We start from the raw sequence: 9162 nt of genomic DNA on the forward strand, positions 1-9162 counted from the left end.
CATAACTTTCAAACCAGAGTTTGAACTTTATAATCTGCCCTATACTTAATTTTTCAAGTTCACTCATCGAAGGGGAATTATATCACAAATGTTAAATTTTAAGCTATTTATTTTTTAGCTTTTCCAAACCCAGTAAAGCTGTTGGCAACACAAATAAAACCATAAACAGTTGAGCAAATAAGCCAGAAATAATTGCAATTGCAAGTGGTTTTAGCATATCAGAACCATGTCCTAAATTAATTGCAATAGGCATTAATGATAAAATTGCAATTAAGGTAGACATAACTATTGGCCTCATTCTATTTTTTCCAGCATTTATAATAGCTCCAACATTATTTTTTGTTTCTATAAATTCTTTGTATTCGCTAATATAAAAAATTGCAGTTTCTGTGTTTATACCCACACTCATTATAAGGCCCATTATAGATGTTATATTTAATTGAGTTTTTGTTACATATAAACCTATAAAGTCCGCTGCTAAAGCCAAAAGTGACATTAATAAAATTAAAATTGCCAATGAAAATTCCTCATACATAAATAACAACACTACAAAAACCAAAACAACAGCGCTTACAAGCACGATAAAAAGGCCTGCAAAAGCTTTCTTTTGCTGCGCGTAAAGACCACCAAACTCGTAATATACGCCTTTTACATTTAGTATTTGAGATTTGTTTAAATCCTGCTTAACCTGACTTACTGCCTGACCTAAGCTTGTATTGCTAATTCTTGCTGTTACTGCAATCATATTTTTTAAATTATCGTGTACAATTTCTGGTTGTCCAGACACTATCTGTAAATTTGCTATGCGCTTTAGAGGTATAAGCTTACCATCCTGAGTTCTTATAGGAAAATTTTCTATATCTGTAATGTTTTTCCTAAAATTTTGGGGTGTCCAGACCCTTACACCAATTATTCTTGGGCTTTCCAATATATATGTTGCATCAATTCCATTTAAGTATTGATTTAGTTGTTGTGTAATGTAGTTTGGATCAACACCTTCTATTGCAGCCTTTGATCGGTTAATTTCGATATTTAAAGCGTCTCCAGCCAATACAACACCACTTTTTACATCTACTACACCTGGCACTTTTGATATTATATTAGCAACTTTGGGTGCAATGGAAAGTAACTGAGAATAATTATCTGAGTAAATTTTGATTTCAATTGGAGAAGGAGTACCAACTAAATCGCCTATCATATCTTCCATAAGTTGTGCCATATCAATATTCACACCAGGCACTGTTGTTTCGATTTTATTTCGTATATCATCCATGATTTTTTGAACTGATGGTCTTGGAAAAGGTTTCAATTTAATGAAAAAATCCCCTGTGTTTGGCTCAGTTAAACCGCCACCAAGCTGTAATCCAGTTCTTGCAGTGTAGTTTTGAACATACTTATTTGATTGTATAATCTTTTCAATTTTGTTCAATGTATACTGCGTTTCATTTAAAGATGTACCAGGTTTTGTTACATAATCAAGTACAAATCCACCTTCATCCATGGAAGGCATAAACCCACTTCCAATATTTTTAAAACTATAAATACCACATATAACTAAAATCAAAACAAGTAAATATATAATAATAGGCTTTCTAAAAGAAAAATTTATTGCATTCTTGTATAATTTTGCCAAAAAATCAACAATTATGTTTTTCTTTTCTTTACCTATGCCACGATATAATAGTTTTCTTGCTATTATTGGCACCAAAATAACCGTAACTAAAAAAGAAACTATAAGGCTCATTGCCATAGTAATAGAAAGTGTCTTAAAAAATGCACCCGTTACGCCTGATAAAAAAGCAAATGGTATAAATATTACAGTTGTAGAAAGTGATGAACCTAAAAGTGGTTTTAAGAAATCCTTAACAGCTAAAGGTATAACTTTTGATATATCTTCGTTTTTGCGTTCTTCAACAAAACGCATAATATACTCAATCATAACTATTACATCATCAATAATTAAACCTACTGCAGCCGCAATACCGCCTAATGTCATGATATTAAAACTCATTTTAAAAACATATATTAAAAGTATTGTGGTAAATAAGATCGTAGGTAAACTAATTAGGAGCGTAACTGTGATTTTAAAGTTATTTAAAAAAACAAGTACAATAATAATAGAAAGAATAATACCAATAATAATAGCATCTCTTAAGCTATGCGTAGAAGAAACTATTAGTTTACTTTGATCATACCACTTGGCAATTTTTATACCACCTGGCAATTTGCTTTTAAACTCATGTAATTTTTTATCTACATCATGAGCAATTTGAACTGTATTGCCTTGAGGTGATTGGATAATTTGTACAATAACAGCATTTTTACCATTAGCAACAACCTTGGTCCAATTAGGAACAATAGATTTTTTTATGGTTGCTATATCACTTAAACGCACAATACCATTCGAGCTAGTTTTTAAAACTGTATCCTCAATTGATTGCATATTGTGCAATTGAGATTTAGAAACCACTAAATAAAGCTTATAATAATCTTCAAGCCTGCCAACAGCACTAATAACATTTGAATTAGACAGGGATTTTATCACATCGCTCATTGTTAAATTGTAAGTGTAGAGTTTCATTGGATTAACCAACACATGGTATTCTTCTTTTTCGCCACCTTGAACCTGGACATTTGCGACACCTTTAATGTTTAAAAGCAAAGGTTTGATTTCGTATAAAGCTATATCTCTTAACTCTACAAGTGAATGATTATCCGATGTTAAACTATAAGCAATAGCCGGATAAACGGTTGGATACATCCTGATTGCATGAAATGTAGTACCTTTTGGTAATGTAGGCAAAATTCCATTAAGAGCAGATTCAACATTCAACAGATTAACATTCATGTTTTGTCCCCAACCAAAATCCAGTATAAATTCTGCCGAACCTCTGCTTGTAGTTGATCTTATATGCACTACATTTGGCACAGCTCTAAGCGTCTGCTCGACTTTCTTTGTAACTTCAACAACCATTGTATTTGCAGGAATATCGCCACTATCTACAGCTACTCGTATGCGAGGAAATTCAACATTCGGAAATAAAGCAACAGGCGTTTTAAAAGTTGCAAAAATGCCGCCAAAAACAATTACAATGATTAAAAATATAATTGCTTTTTTCTTTCTCCACAAAAGTTCCTGAAATTTCATTTTTGAACCTTTACATTCATATTATTTTTTAATTCATATGCTCCTTGTGTTACAACCAAATCTTTGTCTGTAAGATCGGCTGATGAAACAAGTGCATAGTTTTCATTCTTTAAAATTACATTTACAACATGCTTTTTAGCTACACCGTTTTTTACTGTATATATCACATAATGGCCATTTTCGTACAACAAAGCAGATTTTGGCACACCAAGACCTGTCTTTGTAAAAATCGGTATATTAACTTCTACATAGCTATTCAAAATTAAATCTTTTTTTGTATCAGGTAAAATGTAAATATTTATAAGGTGAGTTGCAGGATCAATAATATTTGATATCGAAATAATTTTGCCTGTGATTTTTTTATTATAATCAATTAATGAAATTGTAACTGGCAAATCTGGCTTTAAAAAATTAATATCTTCTGGCTCAACACCGCACTTTATTGCAATATTCTTAACATCTGCTATCGATAAAATTGGATTGCCAGATACCACACTAGAGCCTTGCGTATAATTGATTTTGGTAACAACGCCATCTATACTGGAGTAAACTTTATCTGTATAAGTTTTTTTTAGATTATCATAAACTATTTTAGCTTGATCTAGTGCATTTTGGGCATTTAAAATATCCTGCTTGCTTACAAGATGGAGTTTAAATTTTTCCTGTACAATTTTTAAATTTTCTCTTGCCGAATTTAGTGAGTTTTCTGCCTGCATTAATTGAGACTGCACAGTTGGAGACGGTATTACACTAAAAAGCAATTGACCTTTTACTACATTTTGACCATCAACCACATATAGCTTGTTAATGGTAGCATCAAAATTTAAAGAAACGGTGTTGGCAGTGCCAGGTTTTGATTCAACGATTCCATAAGCTACTATATATTTTGACATTGTTTTAACCTCTATAGGTGCCACATTTACCGTAGCAATAAGAGTTTTATTGGATAGGTTTTCTGGAGTTGATTTATTTTTATTGAATAAATATACTACAATAAAAATAATTATAATTGCAAAACCTACAATTGCCAATACAACTCTTTTCATTTCTCACCTACCTAAATTTTTTTCCTGATGCAATTTCCAAAGCTATATGCATACTGTATAAAGATTTTTCTAAATTTAATATGTTAATCTTTTTATCAATTACATCATTTGAATTTTTATAAAATTCCATTATGCTTATATAACCGTTTTTATACGCTTGTTCATAATTAGTTAAAAGTTTTGAACTGTCTTTGTAATCTGCATTTAAAATTGCAAGCTGGCTTTGAATATTTTTTATATCAGATACGAGTCTTTTTATATCAAACCTTGCTGATATAATCCTAAATACATATTCATCATACATCTTTTTTCTTGTTGCTTCCTGTAAATTTATCTGTGCTTTGTTGGTATTAAATATTGGAAAATCAATGGAAATACCAAAACCCAATGTTTGTACATTCGACGTATCACGACTAAAAGGAAAATTTATAGAAATTTTTGGAAATTGCTGGGCAAAGGCAAGGCGTGTTTTTTCTTCCTGGGACTGATAGGCTAATTTATAAGCAACTATATCTACCCGATTTGTTACATTACTATATAAATCTTCAAGATCCGGTAAATCAAAATTATTATTAGGCACAAAATTAATTTTTAATTTTGTACTTAAAGGAATACCCAGTATATTATTTAAACTATCATTTTCTTTTTCTAACATGGTTTTAGTATCCAGATATTGAATTTTCGATTTTTCGTACTCATTTTTTGCTAATTGCAAATCACTTAATAAAACAAGATGTTTATTATAGGCTACCTTTATAGTATCGTAAATTTTCTTATAAAGGTTTAATTTATCTGATAACTCTTTCAATATTTGTTCTAAATAATATATGTTTGCTACCTTTATTTTTGAATCCTGCATAATTTGGTATGCATTAAAATTATAACCTAATTTTTTTGACTCGTATTCAAGCAAAGCACTTTTTACTTTTAAATTATGTGAAAATATCCAATCAATTGGATAAGAAAGCCCAATTGAATATCCATTGTATGTATTGGCAATATTTCCAGCTACAGGAAAACTCGTGTCAAATGAAATGCTCGGATTTGGTATTGTTTTTGAAATACCAATTTGAGCTTCTGCAATTTTTAAATTATCTCTTTCAATTTTTAAAGTTGGGTTAAGAATTAAAGCCAGACTTGCAATATCATTTTCATCCAAAGGTTCATTATTTTCAAGTTTTGTTAAAATAATTTTACCTCGGGGATATTTCATTAGTTCTTTTTTATCGATATGACTTATTTTTTTGTTAATCTGGGAATTATTTATTTCTAGTGGTTTATATACAGCACAAGCTGACACAAAAAAAATTACAGCAAAAAAACCAAAAAAAACACGTTTTAACATACCTACACCACCCTAGTTGATTTTACTTTCTAATTTATTTCACGAATCTTACAAGATTTTAATGTTGGAAAATTATACAAAAAATAGTTCCGCAAGTCAACTTGCTTTTTACCTTTATTTTTGCTTCATGTGCTTTAATAATTGCTTTTACTAAAGAAAGTCCAAGGCCTAAGCCTTGTTTAGATCTACTTTTATCTGCTCTATATAGTCTTTCAAAGATATATGGTAAATCTTTAGCATCTATACCTATGCCTGTATCACGTATAAAAAGGCATATTTTATCATTAATTTCCAATGCTTTAATTGATATTTTGCCGTTTGGTTTGTTGTATTTTATTGCATTATCCATTAAATTAGATAATGCTTGTCGCAATCTATTAAAATCACCATATATGTATATATTTTCATTACATTTTACGCTTAAGTTTATATTATGTTCTTCAATTACATAATCATACAAATCAATCACATCGTCTATAAGCTTTTTAAGTTGTATCCTTTCAATATTTAACTTTAATGAACCCGTTTCAATTTGTGATATATCTACAATTGCATTTAATAATGTTAATATTTTGTCAGATTCATCAAGACAACTAAGTAATGCATCTTTTGGATTTAGTTTAGATTGTTCGCTTAATGCAAGCTCACTGGTAATTTTAATTCTTGTTAGAGGTGTTCTTAAATCGTGGGCTACATTGTCAATTGTTTCTTTTAAAGACTTTACAAGTACTTCAATTTTATCAAGCATCTTATTTATGATAACGCTTAAGTCGTAAAGCTCATCCTGAGTGTTTTCTACCTTTATGCGTTCATTCAATTTACCAGTATTTATAATATACTGAGCTGTTTGTGTAATACTTTTTATTGGTAAAAGTATTTTTCTTAGAGCAATAAGACCGCCAATTATGCCCAAAAGCATAGTGAATAAAATCATACCGAAGAAAATCTCTCTAAATTTTTCAAGCAACTCTTCTGTACTTGCTACATTTTTACCAACAACTATCGTATAGCTTGTAGCTTGGTAAATTTGAAATTTAAATGTTTTATTATCCAAATTAACGGTAAAAAACTTTTTTTTGGATTTAATGTTTTCTATTATTTTATTTCCTAATTCCAACTTTCTAAAATTCTCTGAAACATATAAAGGCTTATTTTTTAATAAAATCTCAATAACAAAATTTTCTTTTTCTTTATGAGAAATATGTTTGTCAACATTTGATAAACCATATTTTTGTACATCAAGTAAAATTTTTTCTATTTCAAGACTAATAGAAGTAGTTTCTTTATCCCTCAGCGTAGCAGAGACTATAAAATATGCCAACAAAAACAAAAATATAGCATTTGATATGAATATAGCACTATACCACAATAAAATTTTTACTGAAATTTTAGAAAAAAAATTACTTTTCTTTAAGAACATAGCCTACGCCATGTACTGTATGGATCAACTTTTTATCAAATGGATCATCAATTTTTTTTCTAAGTCTATGAATAAGCACATCAACAACATTTGTCTGCGGATCAAAATCATACCCCCAAATACTTTCTAAAATCATTGTTTTAGTCACAATACGCCCTGCATTTCGCATTAAATATTCAAGCAAAGAGTATTCTTTTTTTTGCAATTCTATTTTTTTACCGTCTTTTGTAACTTCTCTTGTTAATATATCCAGGCTCAAATCTGCATACTGCAAAACTGTTTCTTTGATATTATTAACTCTTCTATAAATAGCATTAATACGGGAAAGTAACTCACTAAAAGCAAAAGGTTTTGTTAAATAGTCATCTGCGCCTAACTCTAATCCTTTTACCTTATCATCAGTGGTATTTTTTGCGCTAAGTACAATAATAGGTGTCTTATTTGCTTTTTCTCTGAGTTTTTGTATAAGCTCAAAACCATTTAGTTTAGGTAGCATAATGTCAATAATTGCAATATCATAATTTTCATTCATAAGAAAATAATATGCATCTTCACCATTATCAAAAACCTGAATAATGTAACCCAATTCCTTAAAACCCTTCGCAATAAAGCTGCTTATCTTTTCATCGTCTTCAACTAAAACAATTTTCATAGCGTCACCCTCTTATCTTTAGTTTGTTTTGTTTTTATAAAGAATATTAAAAAAAATAATGGTAATGTAAAGTAAATAATTAAATGGAATACATCCTGATAACCCATAATTGCACTTTGTGCTGACAACAAATTATTCATTAAATCAATTGCTGCGTGATAACTATCTGCAAAAGAAAAACCTCTTGTTACTAAATATTGTCTTGTATTGTCTAAAAAATTTTGGAAAATAATACTTGATTGACTAAAATTTTGAACCAAAGCATCTCTATGGAAAACTTCTCTTCGCTGAAGCATCGTTGCAGCAAATGATATACCAATAGAACCCCCAATATTACGTGCAAAGTTTATTACACCACTTGCATCTCCCATATCTTCTTTTTTTAGAAACTTATAAGCAACTAAATTGATTGGTATAAACATAGCTGGCAACCCAAAACCCATAATAATCCTTGCCCATGCAAAAACATCGAAAGATGCAGTTAAATTAAATTCACTCATTAAATGAAGAGAGTATGCAACAAGTAAAATACCAGCTCCTACAAGTACTTTAATATTAACCTTATTTGATAATTTACCGATAATTGGTGCAATGATCAAGCTTGCAATGCCACCTGGCGCAATAACATAACCAGCTTTTAATGCATCATAACCCATAAGTGTTTGAACCAATATTGGAAGCAAAGCTAAAGAAGAATATAACACAAAACCAGTTATAAACATCAAAAAAACACCTATCGAATAATTTACGTCTTTAAACAATTTAAACTTTATAATAGGTTCTCTGGAAAAGGCGTTTTCTATAATAAATAGCGATATAAAGAAAAACGAAGATAACGCTAAAATAACTATAAGGTTAGAATTGAGCCAATCTTTATTTTGCCCTTGATCCAACATAATTTGAAGAGACGCTACCCCAATGAAAATAAAACTTAAAGCCAAATAATCAATTTTCAACTTAGGATTTGCCTTTGCATAAGGCGGATCTTCTATTAAAATCATAGTTAAAATTGTTGCTAAAATACCAACTGGTACATTTATATAAAACACCCATCTCCATGAATATTGATCTGTTAACCAACCGCCTACAACAGGACCTAAAATTGGTGCAAAAATAACACCAATCGAAAAAATACTCATTGCCATACCGCGTTTTTTTTCTGGAAAACTCTCCATCAGGATTGCTTGAGATACTGGCTGCAATCCCCCACCGGCAAAACCCTGCAATGCTCGCATAACAAGCAAAAAATAAAAATCAAAAGATAGACCACACAATGCAGATGATATTGTAAATAAAACAATACTGCCAATAAAATAACGTTTTCTACCAATTTTTTGTGAAAGCCAACCAGTTATGGGCAATACTATTGCATTTGCCGCTAAATATGAAGTTAATACCCAAGTGGAATCAGTTACTGTAACAGAAAGTGAACCAGCTATATGAGGTAAAGCCACATTTGCAACAGATGTGTCAAGCACTTCCATAAATGTGGCTAGCATCACCGTAAGTGCTATCACATATGGGTTTACTTTCTGTTGTGCCATCTATAGC

The 9162-nt window shown here is 30.3% G+C and carries 6 protein-coding genes; all 6 read right to left on the reverse strand.

Annotated elements, in window-relative coordinates:
• Positions 1-103: 103 nt before the first annotated feature.
• On the reverse strand, positions 104-3148 hold the full coding sequence (locus Q0C22_RS09385) for an efflux RND transporter permease subunit (protein WP_291494103.1): 3045 nt from the start codon (positions 3146-3148) through the stop codon (positions 104-106).
• Positions 3145-4194, reverse strand: a complete 1050-nt coding sequence (locus Q0C22_RS09390; RefSeq protein ID WP_291494105.1) for an efflux RND transporter periplasmic adaptor subunit — start codon at positions 4192-4194, stop codon at positions 3145-3147. The genes Q0C22_RS09385 and Q0C22_RS09390 overlap by 4 nt, the downstream gene beginning before the upstream one ends.
• Before the next feature lie 7 nt (positions 4195-4201).
• Positions 4202-5539 carry a TolC family protein gene (locus Q0C22_RS09395; protein ID WP_291494107.1) on the reverse strand — a complete coding sequence of 446 codons (1338 nt, stop codon included), beginning with the start codon at positions 5537-5539 and terminating at the stop codon, positions 4202-4204.
• A gap of 58 nt (positions 5540-5597) precedes the next feature.
• Complete coding sequence (locus Q0C22_RS09400) at positions 5598-6863, reverse strand: HAMP domain-containing sensor histidine kinase (RefSeq protein ID WP_291494109.1); 1266 nt, start codon at positions 6861-6863, stop codon at positions 5598-5600.
• 76 nt (positions 6864-6939) lie between these two features.
• A complete protein-coding gene (locus tag Q0C22_RS09405) occupies positions 6940-7611 on the reverse strand; it encodes a response regulator transcription factor (RefSeq protein ID WP_291494111.1) in 672 nt (223 codons plus the stop codon).
• Positions 7608-9155: a DHA2 family efflux MFS transporter permease subunit gene (locus Q0C22_RS09410; protein WP_291494113.1), complete on the reverse strand. Its 1548-nt coding sequence runs from the start codon at positions 9153-9155 to the stop codon at positions 7608-7610. Before Q0C22_RS09410 ends, Q0C22_RS09405 begins: the two co-directional genes overlap by 4 nt.
• Positions 9156-9162 lie beyond the last annotated feature (7 nt).

The organism is Desulfurella sp., assembly GCF_023256235.1.
GTDB lineage: Bacteria > Campylobacterota_A > Desulfurellia > Desulfurellales > Desulfurellaceae > Desulfurella.

Bases quoted from the DNA above. Each gene is read 5' to 3' on its own strand.
- Q0C22_RS09385 (WP_291494103.1), bottom strand. From the start codon at position 3,148: ATGAAATTTCAGGAACTTTTGTGGAGAAAGAAAAAAGCAATTATATTT.
- Q0C22_RS09390 (WP_291494105.1), bottom strand. From the start codon at position 4,194: ATGAAAAGAGTTGTATTGGCAATTGTAGGTTTTGCAATTATAATTATT.
- Q0C22_RS09395 (WP_291494107.1), bottom strand. From the start codon at position 5,539: ATGTTAAAACGTGTTTTTTTTGGTTTTTTTGCTGTAATTTTTTTTGTG.
- Q0C22_RS09405 (WP_291494111.1), bottom strand. From the start codon at position 7,611: ATGAAAATTGTTTTAGTTGAAGACGATGAAAAGATAAGCAGCTTTATT.
- Q0C22_RS09410 (WP_291494113.1), bottom strand. From the start codon at position 9,155: ATGGCACAACAGAAAGTAAACCCATATGTGATAGCACTTACGGTGATG.